The organism is Atopococcus tabaci DSM 17538, from assembly GCF_000429585.1.
GTDB classification, from domain to species: domain Bacteria; phylum Bacillota; class Bacilli; order Lactobacillales; family Carnobacteriaceae_A; genus Atopococcus; species Atopococcus tabaci.
Genome location: NZ_AUCD01000001.1, coordinates 1 through 23,116, shown reverse-complemented (window position 1 = coordinate 23,116; position 23,116 = coordinate 1). Strand labels below are relative to the sequence as shown.

At 44.2% G+C, this 23,116-nt stretch carries 21 protein-coding genes and 1 pseudogene; 1 reads left to right on the top strand and 21 read right to left on the bottom strand.

Annotated elements, in window-relative coordinates; all coding sequences use genetic code 11:
- Positions 1 to 9: 9 nt before the first annotated feature.
- From opp4B to G470_RS0100075, 8 genes are all read right to left on the bottom strand, one after another.
- Positions 10 to 972, bottom strand: a complete 963-nt coding sequence (opp4B, locus tag G470_RS0100110) for an oligopeptide ABC transporter permease (protein ID WP_028273045.1) — start codon at positions 970 to 972, stop codon at positions 10 to 12.
- A 3-nt stretch (positions 973 to 975) separates the two neighbouring features.
- Entirely contained in the window at positions 976 to 1,932 is a 957-nt protein-coding gene (locus G470_RS0100105; RefSeq protein WP_028273044.1) for an ATP-binding cassette domain-containing protein, read from the bottom strand.
- Positions 1,932 to 2,939 carry an ABC transporter ATP-binding protein gene (locus G470_RS0100100; RefSeq protein ID WP_028273043.1) on the bottom strand — a complete coding sequence of 336 codons (1,008 nt, stop codon included), beginning with the start codon at positions 2,937 to 2,939 and terminating at the stop codon, positions 1,932 to 1,934. The genes G470_RS0100105 and G470_RS0100100 overlap by 1 nt, the downstream gene beginning before the upstream one ends.
- A gap of 249 nt (positions 2,940 to 3,188) precedes the next feature.
- A complete protein-coding gene (gene acpP / locus G470_RS0100095) occupies positions 3,189 to 3,428 on the bottom strand; it encodes an acyl carrier protein (RefSeq protein WP_028273042.1) in 240 nt (79 codons plus the stop codon).
- Between the two features lie 105 nt (positions 3,429 to 3,533).
- Entirely contained in the window at positions 3,534 to 4,541 is a 1,008-nt protein-coding gene (gene plsX / locus G470_RS0100090; RefSeq protein ID WP_028273041.1) for a phosphate acyltransferase PlsX, read from the bottom strand.
- A 28-nt stretch (positions 4,542 to 4,569) separates the two neighbouring features.
- Entirely contained in the window at positions 4,570 to 6,633 is a 2,064-nt protein-coding gene (gene recG, locus G470_RS0100085) for an ATP-dependent DNA helicase RecG (protein WP_240470610.1), read from the bottom strand.
- A 90-nt stretch (positions 6,634 to 6,723) separates the two neighbouring features.
- Positions 6,724 to 8,403, bottom strand: a complete 1,680-nt coding sequence (locus G470_RS0100080; RefSeq protein WP_028273039.1) for a DAK2 domain-containing protein — start codon at positions 8,401 to 8,403, stop codon at positions 6,724 to 6,726.
- Between the two features lie 44 nt (positions 8,404 to 8,447).
- Positions 8,448 to 8,813, bottom strand: a complete 366-nt coding sequence (locus G470_RS0100075) for an Asp23/Gls24 family envelope stress response protein (RefSeq protein ID WP_028273038.1) — start codon at positions 8,811 to 8,813, stop codon at positions 8,448 to 8,450.
- A gap of 245 nt (positions 8,814 to 9,058) precedes the next feature.
- On the opposite strand from G470_RS0100075, the gene rpmB reads away from it, so the two are divergent.
- The gene (gene rpmB, locus G470_RS0100070; protein WP_028273037.1) at positions 9,059 to 9,247 is read left to right on the top strand and encodes a 50S ribosomal protein L28; all 189 of its coding nucleotides are present in this window, start codon (positions 9,059 to 9,061) and stop codon (positions 9,245 to 9,247) included.
- A 112-nt stretch (positions 9,248 to 9,359) separates the two neighbouring features.
- Here the strand turns inward: rpmB and G470_RS0100065 are convergent, their stop codons facing one another.
- From G470_RS0100065 to G470_RS12185, 13 genes and pseudogenes are all read right to left on the bottom strand, one after another.
- Positions 9,360 to 10,007 (bottom strand): thiamine diphosphokinase, encoded by a 648-nt coding sequence (locus G470_RS0100065; RefSeq protein ID WP_028273036.1) that lies wholly within the window; start codon positions 10,005 to 10,007, stop codon positions 9,360 to 9,362.
- Position 10,008: 1 nt separating this feature from the next.
- A complete protein-coding gene (gene rpe, locus G470_RS0100060) occupies positions 10,009 to 10,653 on the bottom strand; it encodes a ribulose-phosphate 3-epimerase (protein WP_028273035.1) in 645 nt (214 codons plus the stop codon).
- A gap of 48 nt (positions 10,654 to 10,701) precedes the next feature.
- Positions 10,702 to 11,598, bottom strand: coding sequence for a ribosome small subunit-dependent GTPase A (gene rsgA, locus G470_RS0100055; RefSeq protein ID WP_028273034.1), 897 nt, complete (start codon positions 11,596 to 11,598; stop codon positions 10,702 to 10,704).
- 25 nt (positions 11,599 to 11,623) lie between these two features.
- Positions 11,624 to 13,645, bottom strand: a complete 2,022-nt coding sequence (gene pknB / locus G470_RS0100050) for a Stk1 family PASTA domain-containing Ser/Thr kinase (RefSeq protein WP_028273033.1) — start codon at positions 13,643 to 13,645, stop codon at positions 11,624 to 11,626.
- A 3-nt stretch (positions 13,646 to 13,648) separates the two neighbouring features.
- Positions 13,649 to 14,392, bottom strand: coding sequence for a Stp1/IreP family PP2C-type Ser/Thr phosphatase (locus G470_RS0100045; RefSeq protein WP_028273032.1), 744 nt, complete (start codon positions 14,390 to 14,392; stop codon positions 13,649 to 13,651).
- 39 nt (positions 14,393 to 14,431) lie between these two features.
- On the bottom strand, positions 14,432 to 15,793 hold the full coding sequence (gene rsmB / locus G470_RS0100040; RefSeq protein ID WP_028273031.1) for a 16S rRNA (cytosine(967)-C(5))-methyltransferase RsmB: 1,362 nt from the start codon (positions 15,791 to 15,793) through the stop codon (positions 14,432 to 14,434).
- Positions 15,783 to 16,727 (bottom strand): methionyl-tRNA formyltransferase, encoded by a 945-nt coding sequence (gene fmt / locus G470_RS0100035; protein WP_028273030.1) that lies wholly within the window; start codon positions 16,725 to 16,727, stop codon positions 15,783 to 15,785. Before fmt ends, rsmB begins: the two co-directional genes overlap by 11 nt.
- Positions 16,728 to 16,769: 42 nt before the next feature.
- Positions 16,770 to 19,184 (bottom strand): primosomal protein N', encoded by a 2,415-nt coding sequence (gene priA, locus G470_RS0100030; RefSeq protein WP_028273029.1) that lies wholly within the window; start codon positions 19,182 to 19,184, stop codon positions 16,770 to 16,772.
- A 5-nt stretch (positions 19,185 to 19,189) separates the two neighbouring features.
- The gene (gene coaBC, locus G470_RS0100025) at positions 19,190 to 20,398 is read right to left on the bottom strand and encodes a bifunctional phosphopantothenoylcysteine decarboxylase/phosphopantothenate--cysteine ligase CoaBC (protein ID WP_028273028.1); all 1,209 of its coding nucleotides are present in this window, start codon (positions 20,396 to 20,398) and stop codon (positions 19,190 to 19,192) included.
- Positions 20,399 to 20,548: 150 nt separating this feature from the next.
- On the bottom strand, positions 20,549 to 20,755 hold the full coding sequence (rpoZ, locus tag G470_RS0100020) for a DNA-directed RNA polymerase subunit omega (RefSeq protein ID WP_028273027.1): 207 nt from the start codon (positions 20,753 to 20,755) through the stop codon (positions 20,549 to 20,551).
- A 1-nt stretch (position 20,756) separates the two neighbouring features.
- Entirely contained in the window at positions 20,757 to 21,374 is a 618-nt protein-coding gene (gene gmk / locus G470_RS0100015) for a guanylate kinase (protein ID WP_028273026.1), read from the bottom strand.
- A 58-nt stretch (positions 21,375 to 21,432) separates the two neighbouring features.
- Positions 21,433 to 22,821, bottom strand: coding sequence for a patatin-like phospholipase family protein (locus G470_RS0100010; RefSeq protein ID WP_028273025.1), 1,389 nt, complete (start codon positions 22,819 to 22,821; stop codon positions 21,433 to 21,435).
- Between the two features lie 53 nt (positions 22,822 to 22,874).
- A pseudogene (locus G470_RS12185) lies at positions 22,875 to 23,116 on the bottom strand (IS30 family transposase); the annotation flags it as partial.

The window sequence follows — 23,116 nt, the reverse complement described above, 5'->3', positions numbered from 1 at the left end:
AAGCTCATTCTAATCAATTCGGATACGCGGATCGACGATACTCATGATAATGTCCGATAACAATGTACCGACTAACGTTGCAATACCGAACAGCAGAACCAAAGCAGTGATTACACTGTAATCACGACTGTTGATGGATTGAATGAACAGCTGCCCCATTCCTTGATAGGCAAAGATCTGCTCAATAAACACGGACCCCCCGATTAACCCTGTAATTTGATAGCCTAATGTAGACGCAATTGGCAGGAAAGAGTTCCGGAAAATGTGACGGTTGTACACTACTTTTTCGGGAACACCTTTTGAACGTGCTGTTTTCACGTAGTCTTGTGTTTTCGCATCGATCACTTCACTTCTCAAGTACTGAATGATACTGGTCGTACCTAAGATGGCATATGTGACAGACGGCAAGATCAAGTGGTACGCACGACTCATGTAGTATTCGAACGATCCTGATTGAAGCGTTACTTCCACACTGCCGTTTGTTGGGAACCAGCCCAACGTATAGCCGAAGAACCACAACATCAAAAGTGCCAATACAAACGTTGGGATTGCGTAGCTCACGTAGTTATAAACAATGACTGCTTTATCCATGAAAGAGTCGTTGTAACGCCCTGCCAACATACCGAGAGGCAATGCAATCGCATAAGTCAATACCAATGATACCAATGACAATAGAATGGTGTTTTGCGCTCTTTGTCCGATTAGTACAGAAACCGGCACTTTATAGGTGTAGCTTGTACCAAAGTCTCCTTGCAGCGCATTTCCAAGCCAACGGAAGTATTGAATTGGAAGCGGGTCATTCAATCCTGCCTGCTCCCGAAGGTTCTCGATAACAATTGGATCAGTTTCAGGAGTGATCAACCCTGTAAACGGATCTCCCGGCATGAATTGTGCTACTGCAAAAACCAATATACTCAAAATGAAGATTTGTGGAATCATTAATAAAACTCGTCTGAGAACTGTTTTCCACATTGTTTATTTGCCCCCTTCTTCTGCAGGTTTCAACGCAACGTAATGATTGTCGTTTAGAGGGCGTAAATCATAAACGCGTCCGTTTTCATCATAGTACTGATCTTCAAATTCTTGGTATTCTTTTTCTACGCGTTCTCTTTCAGCCTTCAGTTCCTTCCGGATGGTTGGATCCATTTCCGGAATGGCAGAAAGCAACCGCTTGGTGTAGATATGCTGAGGATTCTTGTAGATTTCTCTGCTTGTACCTTGTTCAACGAATCTTCCTCTGTGCATGATAGCAATATAGTCAGACATATGTTGAACAACTCCCAAGTCGTGAGAGATAAACAAGTAACTCAACCCATACTCTGTTTGGATGTTACGCATAAAGTTCAAAACTTGGGCTTGAACCGACAAGTCCAATGCAGAAGTCGGCTCGTCTGCAATAATCAGCTTAGGATTACTTGCGACTGCTCGTGCTACACCGATACGCTGACGCTGACCACCTGAAAATTCGTGCGGATATTTATACATCGCTTCTTCGTTCAACCCAACAATCTCCAACAGTTCAATAATCCGTTTCTTTTCTTCTTGAGGAGTATAGTTGAAAAAGTTGCGCATAGGTTCCGCAATCACATCAATGATACGTTTCTTAGGGTTCAACGCAGATGTGGAATCTTGGAATATCATTTGAACATCCCGGTTGTAGTCTCTATATTGTCCGCGGCGGCTGCGGGCTTTATTTGTCACATCCACGCCTTCGTAAATCACATTACCGGAAGTGATTTCTTCCAATCCAATGATGGATTTTCCAATGGTCGTTTTTCCAGAACCGGACTCACCGACCAACCCGTATGTCTTTCCGCTTTCAATCGACAAGTTTATGCCGTCCACGGCATAAACATAGTCTTGGATGGTGTTGAGAAGGCCGCCCCTGATTGGGTAATGCACTTTCAAATCTTTGACTTCAATAAATCCCACTATTGCTCCTCCTCTCCTTCAAAGTGAAAATGTTGCCAACATGTACATCTCACTTTATGACCAGGAGAGATTTCATGCAGTACCGGGTCTTCTTCGTGAGTTTCTGCCGGAATCCATGGAATACGGGGAGCAAAGCGGCAGCCTCTTCTTGGAAGATTTTGCAGAGAAGGAACCGTTCCTTGAATGACGTGCAATTCATCGTTTTCATCTTCCAATTCATGAGGAACCGAATTCAACAAGGAACGTGTGTATGGATGTTTCGGGTTTCCGAACAATTCTTCCACTGTTGCTTCTTCGACAATCTGTCCGGCATACATTACCGCTACTCTATCAGCAGTTTGTGCCACAACGCCTAAGTCGTGAGTGATCAAGATGATTCCTGAACCGGTTTCATCTTGAATGTCATTCATCAAGTCCAAGATTTGGGCTTGGATGGTCACGTCCAATGCTGTAGTAGGCTCGTCCGCAATAATGATTGGCGGTTTGTTTGCCAACGCAATAGCGATAACTACTCTCTGACGCATTCCACCAGATAATTCGTGTGGGTATTGTTGCATCACACGCTTCGGATTGGGAATCCCCACCTGGTCCAATAACTGTTCTACACGGTTAGTACGTTGTTTATCATCCATATCAGAATGATAAACAAGTGTTTCTTCAATCTGATCATGAATGGTCATCAATGGGTTTAAGGACCCTAACGGATCTTGAAAAATCATCCCAATGTCATTGCCTCGAATTTTGTTGTATAAAGTTTCATTCAAGTCTAACAGGTTGATGTCTTTGTATATGACTTCCCCTTTAATTTGGGTGTTATTAGGATCGTGCAGCCCTATAATAGATGTGGCCAGAGTACTTTTTCCGGATCCGGACTCACCCACGATCGCTAGTATTTCGTTATTTTCTAATGTGAGAGATACATCGTCAACAGCATTATAATAATCATCCGTAACGCGGAAAGCTGTTTCAAGATGATTAATCTCTAACAAAGGACGTTCGACTGCCAATAGCTTACCTCCTAAACTGCTTTTCAAATGAGAGTTGCATTAAACAAAAGTTTGAACTGTTTAATCACCTGTGTTGAATTATACTGGTTCGAAATGATTATTTCAACTAGTTTTTAATCATTTTATAATAGAATAATAAAAATGCAACCCTGTTTAGGGAAAAAAACTAAAAAAACCGAAAATCAAGCTTACTTAAAAAAATAAGCCGATTTTCGGTTCACCTTACAGAGTAAGTATAAAACCTTTTTATTACCGGTTTGTTTCAATATAATCGACTGCTTTTCCGACAGTTGTGATTTGTTCGGCGTCTTCATCGGAAATTTCAGTCCCAAATGTATCTTCCATCTCCATGACCAATTCTACTATGTCTAATGAATCTGCTCCCAAATCATCTTTAAACGTAGTTTCTCGCGTTACTTTGTCTTCGTCTACGCCTAGTCGTTCGACAATAATGTTTTTTACTTGTTCAAACACATCTTTTTCGGCCATATTGCGTCACCTCCTGCCGGCTTTCAAGATAATTTTGCCTGCATAATTTATTGTATCTTAATCATTTGGGTATTGCCATCCCTTTTTCATAAAAAGCTTTCATCCTCATTCTTTGGAATCCTCTTCAAAATAAGAAACCAGGTCTTCTATCACGCCTGATTGAAGCATTTCACGAATCTGTTTGATTGTATTATAAACAGGTTCACTTGTAGCTGAACCATGTGTTTTTACAACTGGTGCGCGCAAACCAAACAGTACGCCTCCACCATACTTGGAATAATCCAATACATCTTTCAATTCCGACAAGCTGTCCTTCAGCAACAAACCTCCCAGTTTTGCTTTTGTTCCACCATCGAATATGCTTTTCTTCAGCAATGACATCATGGACAACGCTGTTCCTTCAATTGTTTTCAGTACGGCATTGCCTGTGAATCCATCCGTTACCACCACATCGGCAGCACCATTCAAAATTTCCCGTGCTTCCACATTCCCGATAAAATTAATTTGGTCGTTCTCTTGGAGCAACTGGTATGCCTGTTTGGTTAATTCGTTTCCTTTGTTTTCCTCTGTGCCATTGTTTAACAGAGCCACGGTCGGCCGTTCAATGCCTCTCATGAATTTTGCATAGTAACTCCCCAACGTCGCATGTTGATTGATGTTAACTGGTTTGGTGTCTGCATTTGCACCGACGTCCATAAAGTTGAACGCCTCTTTTTCGCCTGAAAGGATTGGAAGAGTGGTCAATAGTCCAGGCCGATCGATTCCTGGAATCCGACCAACAATAAGCAGTCCGGAAGCCAACAAAGCTCCTGTATTCCCCGCTGAAAAGACAGCATCTGCTTCTTTTTCTTTGACAGCACGTGCCGCCATAACCATAGAAGCATTCTTTTTCCGGCGGATTGACCGGACAGGATCATCATCGCTTTCAATTTTTTCATCCGTGTGGACGATTTCTATATTGAGCAATCCCTCTTGCAAATGCTTCCGGATTTCCTGTTCTTTTCCGTATAGGACAATCGTTATGTCCGTAAACTCTTTGGCGGCTTTTTCCGCTCCCACAACAATCGCTTGAGGGGCATTGTCGCCACCCATTGCATCTACTGCTATTCTCATCACTTCCACTCCCTGCTGTTGGTTCAAGTTAATCGAAAACATTTCGTTTTTTTCTACTGATTCCAAGATAGTGTCGCAATTCTTCAAACTGCGGATGTGTGAGGAACTCGTCCTGGCTGAGAAGCTGTTGAGCCTCTGAACGGGCAGCTTCCAAAGCATTGAAGTCTTCCACCAAATCCGCACGCTTGAATTCGGGAATACCTGATTGTTTGTTCCCGAACACATCACCTGGCCCTCTCATTTCGAGGTCCTTTTCACTCAAAAGAAAACCATCATTGATTTGGGTCATCAACTTCATCCTCTGAGCACCGGTTTCACCTTTTGGATCTGCAATCAATACACAATACGATTCTTTGTGCCCACGTCCAACCCGGCCTCGGAGCTGGTGAAGCTGGGCCAGCCCAAATCGATCGGCATCATACACCACCATCAGTGAGGCGTTAGGAACATTGACTCCCACTTCAATAACAGTGGTCGATACCAATATTTGAATTTCATTCTGTTTAAAGGCATGCATAATGTCTTCTTTTTCCTGTGCAGACATTTTTCCATGAAGCAACCCTACTTTGTATTCCGGTTCAAACAAATGTTGGTAATGAGCATACGTTTCCGTTGCTGTTTTTAAATCCAATGTTTCAGATTCTTCAATCAACGGACTGATTATATAAACTTGTGATCCTTCCCGAACATGGTCACGTGCGAACTTCTCAATCCGCTCGGCATGTTTATGACGCACCCAATACGTTTTCACCGGTTTTCTTCCTGCCGGCATTTCATCTAATGTCGATACATCCATTTCTCCAAATGCACTGATGGCTAACGTGCGTGGAATGGGAGTGGCTGTCATGAACAGCACGTCCGGAGTTGCACCTTTTTCACGCAAAATTTTTCGTTGATTGACCCCGAAGCGGTGTTGTTCATCGGTAATGACTAATCCCAAACGATGAAATTCCACATCATCTTGTATTAAAGCGTGGGTGCCTATAATGGCATCAATTTCTCCTGACTGCAATCCAGCCAAAATGTCTCGACGTTCAGCAGTTTTGGTGGACCCGGTCAACAGCGCCACGCGCAAATCCATGTCCGAAAACAGTTCCGATAAACTTTCCATATGCTGTTCGGCCAGTATCTCAGTCGGCGCCATTAACGCAGACTGCCATCCAGCCGTCCATGCCGCTACAATCGCCGCTGCTGCAACGATAGTTTTTCCGCTTCCAACATCTCCTTGGAGCAGACGGTGCATCTGAATCGGCTGCTTCAAATCTCTGCAGATTTCATTAATGACCCGCTTTTGAGCACCCGTCAGTTCAAAAGGAAGGCCAGATAGGAAAGTTCGCAATCGATTCACATCATAATCAACTAAAATTCCCTCGCCCGGTTTACGGTTCTTTTTCCGCAGCCATTGAATTTTCAATTGATACAGGAAAAGCTCTTCGAAAATGATTTCCCGCTCCGCCTGCCGGGATTCTTCTTCGGTTTCAGGAAAATGGATCATACGCACCGCTTCTTTATGTGACACCAATTGATACCGTTTCTTCAAATAACTTGGTACGTATTCCGGAATCAAATCAGCGTATTCTTTCAATGCTTCTTTAATCAAACGCACAATGGTTCCTTGCTTGATGTGTTTGGACGTATGATAAACAGACTCGTAATCTTGCGTGGAATAGCCTATAATGCGGATACCGTTCAATGACTTCCTGATGCCGTCCCACTTGCCGAAAATAGAGGTCTCTTCCCCTGCCTGCACTTTCTCTTTAAGGTAAGGTTGGTTGAAAAATGTCACCGGGACGACTACATTGTCCGAGACAATACGAAAAGACAGACGGTTTTTCCTAGGGGCGAAGTGATTGATTACTGGATCTGAAAGTACCGTTCCGGAAAGGACTACTTTTTCCTTGTCTTCAATCTCTTCAATTTTCTTCACACCTAAATCTTCATAGCGAAATGGATAATGTGTCAATAAATCTAAGACCGTTTCTATTCCCAAGCCATTTAATGCTTCTACTCGTTTAGGCCCTACTTTCGGTAAAACAGATACTGGATCGTATATGCTTTTGTTAGTGAGCCCCGTCGCCGTTTTCTTTTCCACTGCTTCCACCTCCCTCATCATTCTCTTGATAAGAAAATAGACAAAATGCCAGTATGCCTGTCATTCTGTCTAGTTCCTCCCATCAATTGTTTATTCTACTGAAAAAATGTATGGATATACCGGTTGGTCGCCTACATGGATTTCAACTTCCAGATCCTCATTCATCTCTTGAGCTGCTTCCGCAATGGCTTCCGCTTCCTCTAAGGTTCCGTCTTCTCCATAGATAATGGTTAGAATTTCGCTGTCTTCCACAAGCATTTGGCGAACAGTCTCTACTGCAGCCACTTGGCGGTCCTGTTCCGCAACTTTAATGCTGCCGTCGATCAATCCCATGTAATCGCCTTTTTTGATGGCCAATCCTTCTATTTCCGTATCACGGATCGCATACGTTATTTGTCCGCTGATGACGTGATCCAGTTCTTCGATCATATCTTCTTTGTTGGTTGAAAGATCGTTCAATGGATTGAATCCCAGCATAGCTGTCAACCCTTGAGAAATATTGCGTGAAGGGATCACTTCAGCTGGAACTTCTGCTACGGAAGCAGCTTGTTCTGCAGCCATAAAAATATTTTTGTTGTTTGGAAGAATCAAAATATTTTTTGCATGTACTTCTTCAATCGCTTTTAAGATATCTTCCGTACTTGGGTTCATGGTTTGTCCGCCTTGAATGACATAATCCACACCCATGCTTTCAAATAATTTTGCCAACCCTTTTCCTGCAGCTACAGCAATCACGCCAAAATCTTTCATTTTAGTTGGTGTTTGAACTGGAGCAGAAACAGGTTGAGAGTCTGCATCAACAAGGGAAGAATGTTGTTCTCTCATGTTGTCCACTTTAATCTTGATCAAAGAACCAAATTTTTGTCCGTAGTTCATGACTTCGCCTGGTTTTTCGGTATGGACGTGGACTTTCACGACTTCTTCGTCCGCCACAACAAGCAGCGAATCACCCATTTCATTTAAATGATTACGGAATTCGTCATAATCAAAGGCGCTGTCCACGGTTTCCCCTTCGCCCAAACGGACCATGATTTCCGTGCAGTAGCCGTATGTGATGTCTTCTGTGTGGATATGTTCATGGGCGTTTCTGTGGTGCTCGGCACGGACCAATTCAGACAAATCTGCTTCTTCTGTGTCCAACTCTTCAATCGCTTCGCCTTTCAGCGCACTTAAAAAGCCTTCGTAAACATATACAAGACCTTGTCCGCCACTGTCCACCACACCTACTTCTTTTAATACTGGAAGTAAGTCTGGAGTTTTTTCCAATGCTTTTTCAGCCATGTTCAATACCGCAGTCATGACTTCGATTACGTCATCTGTTTCCCCGGCTTTACGTACGCCAGCTTTTGCGGATTCTCTTGCCACTGTCAAAATAGTTCCTTCTACCGGCTTCATGACCGCTTTATAAGCTGTTTCTACACCCGCACGAAATGCAGCTGCCAAATCGTTCGCATTGATTGTTTCTTTTTCTTTGATAGCTTGACTGAATCCACGGAACAACTGAGACAAAATAACTCCAGAGTTCCCGCGGGCGCCCATCAGCAATCCTTTTGCCAAAGCAGCTCCAAGTTCTCCTGCGTGTTCAGAAGTGTTTTCTTTCACTGCTTGTTTTCCACTGGTAAAAGTCAAGTTCATATTTGTCCCTGTATCACCGTCAGGAACTGGAAATACGTTCAATGAGTTGACGTATTCTGTTTTGCTTTCTAATCTTTTTTGACCTGTATTGATCATCGCTCGCAGGTCTTTGGCTTCAATTTTTGAGACTACCACTTTTTTCATTTCCTCCTTCGTCACGTTTGCAGACCTTACCGAGATCAGCTATTCTGCAAAACGCGCACGCCTTGCACATATACATTAATGGAATTCGCTTGGATGCCTAATGTCGCTTCGAGCTGGTATCCAACCCGTTCTTGCACATTTCGGCTGACTTCGCTGATTTTTGTGCCGTAGCTGACAATGATGTATACATCCACTGCAATGCCGTTGTCTTCTTGACGGACCACTACACCGCGAGAGTAATTTTCTTTTTTTAAGATTTCGTTTAAATTGTCCCGGACTTGGCTTTTACTTGCCATGCCGACAATCCCAAATATTTCAGTTGCTGCACCGCCCACAACAGTAGCGATGACTTCATTTGTGATTTCAACTGTTCCATATTCAGTTTGGATATTAATTGCCATGTATTGTTTCCTCCTCCTGCCTTATGTACCAAAAATCTCCTTATCATTTTAGCATAGCAGCTTTCATAATGAAAGAAGAATCCCGTTCAACACCGATTTTCAGACAATGAAACAGCTTTTTTCGAAAGTGTGTCAAGTATTTTTCCTTGAATAAAAGTTGTTGCAAACCTTCCATAATTGTGATAAATTACTAAAGTATGAATTAACGCTTCGTATGCAACAGAAGCACCAAAGGAGGTATACTAATGGCTAAGGAGTGCTACATTACAGGCCGTAAAGCTCGCAGCGGCAATAACCGTTCTCACGCAAACAACCATTCTAAACGTACTTTCGGAGCAAACTTGCAAAAAGTTCGCATCTTGGTCGACGGAAAACCTAAAAAAGTTTGGGTTTCTGCTCGTGCTTTGAAATCCGGAAAAGTAGAACGCGTTTAATTCCGTAACTGTCTGTTCCAGTGAGCAGACAGTTTTTTTGCATCATTACATAGTAATTGAAAAAAAGACGCCGCCTTTCTTTAAGGCAGCGTCTTTTTGATTACAAAGAATACTAATCTTTTGATTGGATAACCGCAAGCAAGCCTTCTTTGAAGGAGGCCTGTGCCACTTTTTCTTGGAATTCATTGCTCACATATGCCATGGGATGAGGTACGTCATGATCTGTCAACGGGTACTTCAACCCTCTTAACGTCAGCGAACGTACCGGAGTCAACGCGACAAACGACACATATGTTTTGTCGTCTTCTTTTATCATTTCATACTCCCCAGGCAAATAATACGTAACGGTGTTTTGTTTATCTTTGATAGCGATTTTTTCTACATACGCTGAAAAACGCGTCTGCGCAGGAAGCAACAACACGCTGAAAAGGTGGTCGATTCTTCCGCCGGTTCCGCCATACAACACAACTTTTTCGGCTTTCAGCGTATCAAACGCTTCTTGAATAGCCAACTCCGTATCGGTATCATCTTTTTCAGCCTTTACCTTGATTATCGTTGGAACTGCCTCTTCTATCTTTTGAAATTCTTCATAAGAAACTGAATCGAAATCGCCTAACGCCATAGTTGGAACAATGCCATTCTCTAAGAGTCGAAGCGCCCCGCGGTCCACGCCTATCCACAAACTTCTATGTTGTTCGGACGCCAAGTATTTAGGCAGATGTTCCGACGGGCCTCCTAGCATAATGGATACGACAGTCATGTTATTTCACTGCCTGCTTCAATTGGTCGATGCGTCCGTTTGGTTCTTCCGCTCCGAAGATATAGGATCCCGCCACCAAAACATCTGCGCCAGCTTCTTTACAGAGTGGTGCCGTTTCATGGGTGATTCCTCCGTCAACCTCAATGAGGTAGGAGTACTCATTCACTTCTCTCAATTGGGCCAATGTAGTGATTTTAGAGACTGTTTCCGGCAAGAAGTCCTGACCGCCGAATCCCGGGTTGACGGTCATCACCAGCACCAAATCGACCATTGCCAATACCGGTTGAATGCGCTCCACAGGTGTGCCTGGATTGATGGCAATTCCTGCTTTTGCACCGGCATCTTTAATCATTTGCAATACACGGTGAACATGCGGCGTGCTTTCCGCTTGAATGGTGACAACATCCGCACCTGCTTCACAAAAGTCACGGACGTACCTCTCTGGTTCTGCAATCATCAAATGACAATCCAAAGTTTTAGTGGTGCGCGGACGAATGGCGGAAACAATGTTTGCACCAAACGTAATGTTCGGAACGAACTGGCCGTCCATACTATCGATATGAATCCATTCAGCTTCATCCACTTTTTCCAAATCGGTTTTCAGATCATACAAATCAGCACTTAAAATAGATGGAGCAATAATCATTTACATCTCTCCCTTTCTTATAGAAAAACGAGATTCTTCTATTCTTTGTTATTTCTTTTTTGAATAGTCAGGCTTTCGGTTTTGAATTTCCTCTAAAAATAGCAGATAGTTTTTGTAGCGTTCTTCTGGAAAGGTTCCATCCACCACCAGCTGTTTTACTTTGCAACCCGGTTCATTTTGATGCAGGCAGCCGTTAAAGCGGCATTCCGGAGCAACCTCTCTGAAATCGGGGTATAAAAACGGCAGTTCTTCTGCTTCAATGTCATCAAAATTCAAGGAACTGAATCCCGGGGTGTCAGCCAAAAGGCCTCCATACAAAGGCAACAACTCTACGTGACGGGTCGTGTGTTTCCCCCGCCCCAATGACGTAGAGACTTCTCCGGTTTCCAGTGAAAGCTCTGGTGAGAGCTTGTTCAACAATGTTGATTTTCCTGCACCGGACTGCCCGATCAATACCACGAGTTTTCCTTCCACTTTTTCAGCGAAAGCTTCTCGTTCTTGCTGTGTTACGGAGTCGGACGATGAGGAGAGAAGGCAGGGATACCCCAGACCTTCATAATACGAAACAGCACTCAGGATAGATTCTTTTTCGTCAACCAAATCCATTTTAGAGACGTAAATCAAAGCTTCCATATGGTTGCTCTCAAGCGTCACCAAAAAACGATCCAGTAATTGTGTGGAAAAATCAGGTTCTACCGCAGACATGACGACGATTCCCACATCCACGTTTGCTACCGGCGGCCGCTTTAATTCATTTTTTCTCGGCAGCAACTCTTTGATGACTCCTTCATCCTGATTTCCACTTTCGAAAACAACGTAATCCCCGACTAACGGGGTAAGGTTTTGTTTTCTGAACACTCCACGTCCTCTGGTTTGGTACACTTTCCCATCGGCATATACATAGTAAAACCCGCTGAGCGCTTTTCTGATTTGTCCTTCCGCCATGTTCTCCCCTCTTCTCTTTTCATTTTTACGCTTCTACTTCTTCTTCAATGATTGTTTCGCCGTCCCGTACAATACGGTAACGCCCTTTGGTTCCTTCTTCAAGCGTTAAATTCAGCGTCACTTCTGTGTCTTCGGTTATTTCCAATTCTCTATACGGAGAATCTAAGTTGTTTTCTGTATCTTCGATGAATATTTGAATGGTATTCGGTGTGCGGGTCTCTTGCGGCTCTCCGGAATTTTCTTTCTCGCCATTTTCTCCCTCCGCAGGCTGCTCTTCCGAACTATCTTGTTCTGTTTCTTCCGGAGCTTTATACGGAATAGGCACGGTGACATCGATCGTTTCATACTGAATCTCTTCCGGCCCAAGTGACATGACGACTGAAATGTGCGAATCGGCGTACACAAGCGTTCCAGCCTCAGGTTTTTGAGAGATGACCTGACCTTCCGGAACACTGTCGGAATGGGCCTCTTCCACAGTTACATTCAAATCATGATCCCGTACATAATCTTGTACTCCGCGCAGAGAATAATTGGCCAAATCCCGCAGTTCAAATCCGGCTCTTCCTTCACTTACCGTGAGCGTGACCGTAGTTTCTTCCGGAACCACTTCATCTCCGGCTTCTATATCCTGTGAAATAATATATCCGGCCTCCACGGTATCGCTGCTCTCATTTTCTTGTTCTACGATGAATCCAAGTTCAGTCAATCGGGCACGGGCTTCCTCAAAAGGTTCACCGGTATAATCTTGAAACTCTACAGTTTCTTTCCCGGTACTGATAAACAAATCGACTGCTGCATCCTCTTTAACCGTGGAATCGCCTGCTGGAGAAGTTCTGGTCACCCGGCCCTCTTCCACTTCTTCACTGGACTCCAGGATGGTTTCGCCGAGGACCAAGTTGGCCTGCATCAACGCTTGCACAGCCTCTGCTTCTGTCATACCTGAAACATCGGGCACTTGCACATCGTCTGTTCCAGATAAAAGGAATACCAAGAATGCCGCGAATGTCGCCAACAACAGCAAAACGGGAATCAGCCATTTTTTTCGTTTCTTTTTCTTGTTTTCTTCGGGTTGAGTTTGGACTTTATCGGCGTCAGGAACAGGTGCAATCACCGTTGTTTCCGCCGTTTTCCCGCTTGCCGTGTCACCATCAACAGAAATCGGTTGAAACTGCTTTGTTTCTTCCATGCTGGTATTGACTGGAATAAACTTGGGTTCATCCGCTCTCTCCGGAGACAGAGACGTTTCCAGATCGTCAGCCATCTCCTGTACGGTTTGATACCGTTGTTCTTTTTCTTTGGCCGTAGCTTTCAATACCACGTTTTCCAACGCCTGGGGAATATGTGGATCACTTTCCCGAATGGAAGGGATTGGTTCTTGGAAATGCTTCAATACGATGGATACCGCTGATTCTCCGTCAAACGGAACATTTCCGGTCAACAATTCAAACAATAAAATGCCCAAAGAATAAACATCCGACTGCTTGGTCGCCATCCCTCCGCGAGCCTGCTCGGGGGAAATGTAATGAACCGACCCCAACAATGAATTGGTTTGAGTGATGGAGTTTTGTGACAAAGCTATTGCGATTCCGAAATCGGTGATCTTTACATAATCATCATCGTCTATCAATATATTCTGCGGTTTCAAATCCCGGTGAATTAAACCGTTTTGATGCGCATACTCCACAGCAGACAAAATTTGTCCCATAATATCCAGTGCTTTTTTATAAGGAATAGGGTAGTTTTCTCTGATGTATTCCTTTAAATCTGTTCCTTTGATGTATTCCATTACAATATACGGGTTATCATCTTCTTGCCCGACATCGTAAATGCTGACAATGTTTGGATGAATCAACTCCGTGGAGGCGAGTGCCTCACGCTTAAACCGTCGAATGCTGCTCTCGTCATTCCGAAAATCATACCGCATAAGTTTCACAGCCACTTGCCGCTCGAGAATCAAATCCTCAGCGAGATAAACATTTGCCATCCCGCCAGATCCAACCGGTTTAAGAATTCTATATCTGCCATTGATACGTTGACCGATTTCCATAGGTCACTCTCCTCCTTCCTTTGTTGATTCAACCAAGAGTACACTGATATTGTCATATCCACCTTGTTCCAACGCTTGCGCTACCAACGCTTCTGCTTTTTCTTGTGCCGACAGGTCTTCTAAAAGAATGTTTTCTATTGTTTCCTGGGCCAATGAATTGGATAAGCCGTCTGAACAAAGCAGCAGACTGTCTCCTTTTTCAAATTCCACATCAAAAAAATCCACGTCAATGGTTTCATTTACACCCAACGAACGCATCAACACATTCCGGTTTGGGTGTTTGATAGATTCCTCTTCCGTGATTTCCCCTCTTTTCATCAATTCATTGACGAAAGAATGGTCCTCTGTGATCTGTCTCAAAGTTTGACTCTCCAATAAATAAGCACGGCTGTCTCCAACATTCGCCACCAGCGCTCTTCCTTCAAGAAACGCTGAGGCGACCAGAGTGGTCCCCATGCCTTCTAAGTCTTTATATTGCAGAGATTTATTGTAAATCCGTGAGTTTTCCTTGTTTATTTCTTCATATACCCACTGCTTGGTTTCATCCAAACTCATCCATGCGGTGGATTCCCAAGCGTGACCCATATGTACAGCAGCCATCTCGCTGGCTACATCGCCAGCATTGTGGCCGCCCATGCCATCACATAAAATGCCTAACAGCTGCCGGTCAGAATTATAGAAATGAGCAGTATAGTCCTCGTTTGCTTTTCGCACGTTTCCTATATGACTCTTTATCCCGATATTCAACGTGTCACCTTCCCTGAACCTATTCACTTTCAATCTGTTTTAACTGGTCGTTTTCTTTAAGCAGCAAATGTAAAAGCCATCTGTTCCGTATTGATGCGGATAAATAGTCACATCACCGCTTTCGGCATCTACCAAATCTGATTTCTCCACAAATACTGTTTCTTTTTTGTATTCGGGGTGTTTGTTTAGGAACCGATCAACAACTTCATGATTTTCTTCCTTTGTTATTGTACAAGTACTGTACACAAGAAGTCCACCTTTTTTCAATAAGGTAGAAACACTTTCCAATATCGCAAGTTGGATGGTCTGCAGACGCTCAAAATCCGTTTCTTGCTTGTTGTATTTGATATCCGGCTTTCTACGCATCAACCCTAAACCGGAACACGGGGCATCAATCAGAATACGGTCGAATTGTTCTTCCTCAAAACGTTCCCCCGCCTCGCGCGCGTCCATCACAAAGGTATCCACCACTTCTCCCAGATGCTGCCGCTTGGCATTTTCTTCAATCAACTTCACTTTGTGCGGGTGCAAATCCAATGCCGTTACTTTCCCGCCCTGTTCAACGGATAAATAAGTTGCGATATGTGTGGTTTTTCCTCCTGGAGCGGCACATGCATCCAAGACTTGGTGATGAGGCTCCACGCGTAACGCAGGTGCCACCAACATGGAAGACTCGTCTTGGATGGTGATTTTCCCTTGTTTGAAAAGGAGTGAACCTGCAAAATGCCCACTTTTCGCCACAATCCCTGCAGAAGTCAACTGACTTTTTTCCACATTGAAACCTTCTTCTTTCATCGTGTCCAACGCTTCTTCCACAGAGATGAGGTTTTGGTTTACACGGGCACTGGATCGGTTCTTCTCCAAGAGAGACGCTGCCAACTTCTCCGCTTCTTCCATCCCGATTTCTTTAGCAAAGCGTTGAACCAGCCATTGAGGGAGGCTGTATTGAATGGAAATCCGTTCCGATGGATCTGTGAGATTATCAAATGAACGCAGCTCTTCACGCAGGAAGTTCCGCAGCACGGCGTTCACCATGTTGCCGATTCCTTTGTGTCCTCTTTTCTTTGCGATTTCAACCGCTTCATCCAACACCGCATGATTGGGAACACGCTCCAAATAAACCAGTTGGTATACTGACAAACGTAACAACTGGATCACCCATGCATCTACTTTTTTTGATTTTTTAAGGAAAGGCGCCAAATAATAGTCCAATGTCAGGCGGCGTTGCGTGACACCGTAAACCAACTCCGTCAATAACCCGGCTTCTTCAGACGACAATTGATTTTTGCGGATCACTTGATCGATTTCCAAGTTGGAGTAAGAACCGCTTTTTTCAATTCGATTCAATGTCTCCATGGCCAAGTATCGACTGCTCTTTTGTATGGATTGTTTATTCACCAAGTTTCTGCCCTTCTTTCAAGTGGCTGCCTGCACCAGCTAAGAAGTCTCTGACCGGCATTTTCCCTTTGCCTGAAGGCTGGAGCATGTCAATGGTCACAACGCTTCCTTGGCCGCAAGCAACCGCAAGTTCTTCTTTTGTTTTTTCAATGATCGTTCCCGGTGCTTCTTTTGTCTGGTGGGAAGCTATCGACACACCCCAAATTTTCAGTCGTTTGCCATCCAAGAGTGTGTAGGCTCCAGGGAACGGACGCATTCCACGCACTTTCCAATCAATTTGTTGGGCAGACAGACTCCAATCGATTTGTTCTTCTTCACGAGTGATGTTTGGCGAATACGTTGCCTGTGCCTCATCTTGCGGGACTGGGGTCAACTTTCCGGCCAACAAGTCCGGCAATGTATCAATCAACAAGTCTCTGCCCAGCAAACTTAATTTGTCAAAGAGGATGCCGGTGTCATCTTCTGTGGTAATTGGAAGTGCACGCTGGGAGATGATCGGCCCTGCATCCATTTTTTTCACCATGTACATGATGGTGACCCCTGTTTCCTTTTCGCCATTAATCAGCGCGTGGTGGATCGGGGCACCGCCCCGGTACTTCGGAAGCAGAGATGCATGCACATTGATGGAACCATGCGTAGGGGCCTCCAACAGTTTTGTAGGCAGAAACTGACCGAAAGCTGCCGTGACAATGAGGTCGGGCTTCATTTCCAGAATGGTGTCCATTTCCTCGGAACCTGAAATTTTTTCAGGTCGCAGCACAGGAAGCCCCAACCGCTCTGCCGCTTGCTTCACTGGAGTGGGAGTCAACACTCTTTTCCTCCCTACCGGTCGATCTGGTTGAGTGACCACCGCCACTACATTAAAATCATTTTCCACTAAAGCTTCCAGTATGGGAACGGAGAACTGAGGTGTTCCCATGAAAACAATTTTTGTCATATAACATCCTGTCCTTTCTCTTCTGTGTGTTATTTTTTTGGCTCAGATAAAACTGGTTGGTTCCGAATCGATGGCGATTACCATCCCTTTCGCCACATCTTTTTGACTGTTTTGCAGCAATTCATGCAGTTTTTCTTCCAAGTAAGGTTCCCGCTTATATTTGATTAAAATTTGATAGTGATAGCGGTTATGGGTGCGGGCAATTGCTTTAGGCGTAGGCCCCAGCATAACTGCCTGCGGTCCGAGACTAGGTCTTAAGAAATTGGCAATTTCTCCTATCTTTTTAGCGGCAGCCATCTCTTGTTCGTGGCTGACAGTGAGTCGGATAATGAAAAAGTATGGAGGGTATTGCCCTTTGTGACGCAGGGACATCTCTTTCAGATAAAACGTGTTGTAGTCTTGCATCTGCGCCAACTGGATGGCGTAGTGTTCCGGGTTGAACGTTTGAACAATCACTTCTCCGGGTTTGTCGCCTCTCCCCGCTCTTCCACTGACCTGCGTCAACAACTGGAATGTCCGTTCACTGGAGCGGAAATCCGGCAGTCCCAAAGAGGTGTCTGCATTCAATACACCCACAAGCGTGACATCCGGAAAATCCAGTCCTTTGGCGATCATCTGCGTTCCCAATAGAATGTCCGCTTCTTTGTTTCCGAAGCGATTCAACAGTTTTTCGTGGGCGCCTTTTCTACGGGTGGTGTCCACGTCCATTCGGATAACTCTCGCTTCAGGTATCAATTGTTTCAATTCTTCTTCCACTTTTTGCGTACCCGTTCCGTAATACCGGATGCTCCGGCTTCCGCATTGCGGACACAGCGATGGAATGCCTTCTTCATGTCCACAGTAGTGGCACTTCATCGTTTTTGTGTCCATGTGCAGCGTCAGAGAAATGTCGCAGTTCGGACACGGCAGCACAAAACCGCAATCCCGACACATCACGAATGAGGAATAGCCTCGTCGATTCAGCATCAAAACAGATTGCTCCCGTTTGGCCAATCGATCCCGGATGGCTTCTTGAAGAGACAGCGAAAATGTGCTCCGATTTCCTTTACTGGCTTCTTCACGCATATTTACGATGCTGACTTCCGGTAATTCTTGCTTATTGGCCCGTTCATTCAATTCCAATAAATGGTACACGTTCTTTGTGGCACGCGCACGCGACTCCAGAGACGGTGTGGCGCTCCCGAGAACGACTGGGCATTGGTGGTATTCCGCCCGCCATATGGCCACATTCCGCGCATGATAACGTGGGTTTTCTTCCTGCTTATAACTTGTTTCGTGTTCTTCGTCGATGATGATGAGACCAAGATTTTTGACAGGCGCAAAGACAGAAGAACGAGCGCCGACAACGACACGCGCTTCTCCCTTTTCTATTTTTCTCCATTCATCATACCGTTCGCCGTTGGACAATCCGCTGTGCAACACGGCCACTTCTTCCCCAAATCGACTTTTGAAGCGTTGCACCATCTGAGGGGTCAATGCAATTTCCGGTACCAACATCAACGCACTTTGATCTTTTTTCAAGACCTCAGCGATGGTTTGGAGATAAACTTCCGTCTTACCGCTTCCGGTTACCCCTTTCAAAAGGAATACATCCGATGTGCCACCTTCCACGGCTGCCATGATCTGATGATACGCGTGTTCCTGGGAAGGTGTGAGCTGCAATGCCTGTGTCTGTTCAAAGGTGTGGTTTTCAAAAGGATCTCGGTACACCTCGACATCAAACTGGGTCAGCCACCCTTTTTTTTCGCCTTCTTTAATGACAGCCGTACTGATTCCATATTCTTCACGTACGACTTTGGTGGGTACTTGTCTTCCGGCTAATGACTGCAATACGTTCAACAAAAGCAGCTGCTTGGTTGCGCGTTTGGTCAGCCCCGCCTTTTCTTCTTCCAGTTGGTCAAAAGACAGCAAGGGCTTAAGGTGACGTTCTGTCTTTACGGTTATTTTGTCTTTCACCAAATAAACGACTTCCACCAATTCCTGTTGTTTTAATTTCATCAATTGGGTCAAAATCCCACGTTCAGTTGCTTCCTGCCAAGTTATTTCATCCCGGGAAGCAAATAACGTCTCCCACAAGTCACCAGGAAGTTCATCGATGACGCGAATCACTTTGTCATACTTTGCACGCAAAACAGACGGCAGCATCGTTTGGTAACAACTGATTTGGAAACTGAATGTTTTTTTTGCCATATCGGCTCCCAGTTGAATGAGTTCTTCGTTCAACACGGGATCCAAGTCCATGACTTCCAATATTTCTTTCATCCTGCCATCGTATTCTGTGGAAGAGGCAAGTCCCACCACGAAACCTTGGACGCTGCGAGACCCATTCCCAAATGGAACAACCACTCTCATCCCTGGAACAATTTGTTCTTCGTATTCTGATGGGATAAGATAGTCGAACGGTTTATTGGTCTGCATCGTAGGGATGTCCACAATTACTTCAGCGATTCTTGCCAACTCAATCATCCTTCTTTTTTCATGTCTTCAACGGCATACTGTAGTATCTTTTCAGCGATTTCTTTTTTGTCTGCCAGCGGAAGGTAAATTGTTTCGCCTTCTTTTCGATACAGATGCACTTCATTTGTATCCACGTTAAATCCGGCATCTTCTTTACTGACATCATTCGCTACAATCATATCCGCATTTTTTTCTTTTAATTTTCTTTGTGCATATTCTTCTATATTTTGTGTTTCAGCTGCGAAACCAATCAAAAACTGGTCGGTTTTCTGCTGTCCCATCTCTTTTAGGATATCTTTTGTTTGAGCCATCTCAATAATTAGGTTTCCCGTATTCTTTTTTATTTTTTGATTGGATGACTTGGCGGGAGTATAATCTGACACTGCCGCAGCCATAATCAACACATCTGTTGAATCAAACGCTTCTGAGACAGCTTCATACATGTCCTGCGCCGACTCCACAGCCACCGACTCCATGCCATTAGGCACAGGCAGGCTGCTGGCTGTGATCAATCGAACAGTTGCCCCTAAGTCGCGGGCCGCTTCTGCCAGGCGATACCCCATCTTTCCGGATGAATCATTGGTGATGTACCGGACAGGGTCAATGCGTTCTTTCGTCCCTCCTGCTGTAACGGTGACACGTTTTCCGCTCAATGGTCCTGAAACTTGCTCCTGTTTCAGCCAACCTGTCAATTCTTTAACGATTCTTTCTTTTTCAGGAAAGCGTCCTTTCCCTTCGTATCCTTCTGCCAGAAAACCTGTATCAGGGTTCATGATGTAAGCTCCTCGTTCTTTTAGAAGAGCAAGATTATTCGTTGTCGCCGGATGCTCGTACATGTTCTTGTTCATCGCCGGGACGACAAAAATAGGTGCTGTCGTAGCAAGGAGTGCCGATGTTACAAAATTATCTGCCAATCCATTGGCTAGTTTCGCAATTGTATTGGCAGTCGCCGGGGCAATGACAGCTGCGTCCGCCCAGTCCGCCAAATGAATATGATTAACCACTTCCGGCTCCGTTTCTTCGAACGTATTCGTCATGACGGCGTTTTTTGTAAGTATTTGAAAGGTCAAAGGAGAGACAAATTGAGCCGCAGATTTCGTCATGGCCACTTTGACTTCTGCGCCTTCTTTTATGAAGGAGCGTGCCAAGTCCGCCGCTTTGTAGACTGCGATGCCTCCTGTTACGTATAAAGCAATTTTTTTCCCATCTAGCATGTGTCCGCACCTCTTCTTATCCATTTCTTCCATTTTAAACGATAGCCCAACTAAACCAAAGAGCAAAATGCCGATATCGAAAAAAAGTGTTTCAAGCTGAGATGCTTTGAAACACTTTTCTATCTAAATTCAATTTGTATTAATCGGTTTTTAGATGATGGTCTGGGAGTCGATTACGATATCTCCCGATTCGATTTCTTCCAAGGCTCTCCCTACATTTGTATGAGATTTGTACTCAGACAACATTGGTGTAGCTCCGTCATGCAATTCATGCGCACGTTTGCTTGCCAAAATCACTAAAGAATACTTAGAATCAATTTTCTCCAACAAACGGTCTTGCGAAGGATACAACATCATATTATTCCAGCTCCTTTATTATTTTTTTATACGTATTCAAGTTGCGGGAAACTTTCAAGTGCTCGCTTTCAATGATGTTCCGTATTTTTCGCGCAGCGTTTTCTACTGTATCGTTTTGAACAACATAGTCGTAATACTCAATTAACTTGAGTTCTTCCACTGCTTTTTCCATCCGCTCTTCGATCACATCCATTGAATCCGTGCCTCGTCCGATGATACGGGATTTAAGTTCATCCAAATCGGGCGGTGCCAAGAAAATGAAGATTCCTTCCGGCATCCTCTTCCTTACTTTCAATGCTCCTTGGACTTCAATTTCCAAAAAGACATCTTTCCCATTATTTAATGTTTGATTGACGTATTCCAACGGTGTTCCGTAGTAGTTTCCTACATACTCTGCGTATTCAAGCAAACCGCCCGTTTCAATCAAAGCTTCGAATTCTTCCCTGGTTCGGAAAAAGTAGTCCACGCCTTCTCTTTCGCCGGTTCGCTTTTTACGAGTCGTCATCGAAACAGAATAGTCAAAATCGTTTTTGTACTTGTCAAAAATTGCTTTTCGGACTGTTCCTTTGCCAACCCCTGAAGGACCTGATAGAACAATCAATAAACCACGTTCACCCATTCGTATTACCCTTCCTGTCACAGTTAAAGAATTGTTTAGTCTAAATCTCACTTATTTTTTAGTGTATCATATTTAGAAAGTCTTTGCTTGATATTTTTAAATACCATAGATACAAACTCAACAAAAAAGGAAGCGGACGTAGTTGAATCAGAATTCGATTGGGCAAAGACAGACACCGACTCGGTTCCTCCTCCAAAATAATAGAAAAGTGAGCAGCCATTCTCTTGTCAGATATAAAAGGGACTTTCTCTTTGTAATGGTTCATCCACTCTGTCCCTGACATTGGAAAATCTTCCGGAACAATTTGGTCCATTGCCTGTGTAAAGTCTTCTTTCTCAAAGTAGGCCGCTTTTTGTCTGATTTTCTCTTTCAAACCGTCCATTTCGTATACTTCTGTAGGCGGTACCCAAAACACCTTGCCCACGACTTCAGCCAGTACCAAAAACAGTTCTTCACTTCGAATCCGCTTTCCCCAAGCACTTCTTAGTGCGTTTAACCAGATGAACTGTTGTTTTCGGTCGGTTAACAACGGAGACAACTCGGGAAAATGGGTGCCTTCTACGAGTTCTTTCATGAAACGATCGAACATCCGCGCTTCTTTCTTTAAGCTGCGTGCATGAATAGTGTACCAGTTTCCGGCATAGCGGCCAAAAACTTTCATTGTTTCCAAATAACCTAGAGAAATATTTGTTTCCGTCCTTTTTTCATGGAAATAGAGGATGTCTCCCAACTCCCAATTCGTTTTAATGACATGGACTTTTTTATGTTTCAGTTCCGGGGCCGGCTTCACTCGCGCAAATTCTAAAATATTGACGAGGACGATTTCATCCGCTTGTTTCTCCAACGCCAAATCAATTGGGAGATTGTTCTTGTAGCCTCCATCGATATAAGGAGTGTCACCGATGTATGTTTTTTCCATCACGGGATACAAAGAAGCACTGGCCATCAAATAAAGCGGCAATTCTCCCGGCGGTATATCCTGCAGATAAAAAGGCACAGCTTCCCCTGTTTCATAATCAGTCACGGTTAGCCCAAATTCTATCCCTTTGTTACGAATGGTCTCTTCGTCATTAACATACTTATCAATCATCTCAAACAACGGCGTCGCTGAAATCCCCTTACTCTTAAGCGCATCGAACAAGAAGCGGAATAGCGTTTTTTGATACGTACGAAAGTTATCTACCTTTAAAGGAAATTCATAATCTAACACATCACCGGCTTCTATTTGTTTCCATAATCGTTCGGCCTTGTCATAATCACCTTGCAAGTACAGCGCGCCATTTAAAGCACCGACAGAAGTGCCTGCAACAATGTCAGGTTCATAATGCAACTCATCCAAAGCTTTCCACACACCGATTTCAAAGGCTCCTCTTGCTCCACCGCCACTGAATACAACAGCTTTTTTTCTACCGGACCCGGATGAAGGCACTGTTTCTTGTTGCGTCAAATTCTTATCCCCCTTCCTGATTCTAGTTTAATTCTTTCGTTTGTCAAATTAAGCTAGAAATAATTTAAACCTGATACATTCTCCAGAAAGACCTCCAATGGGGTCTTATAGTTTAAAGATTTTCTAGGTATTTTATTCCTTCGGATTGCGACAGAAGAAATAAATTGTTGATCGACTTCGTTGAAGTCCATTTGTTTAGGTAACCCATCTTTACGTAAGAGACCGTTTGAATGTTCATTTAGTCCGCGTTGAGAGGGACAGCCTGGATCCGCAAAGAAAATAGAAATATCTTGTT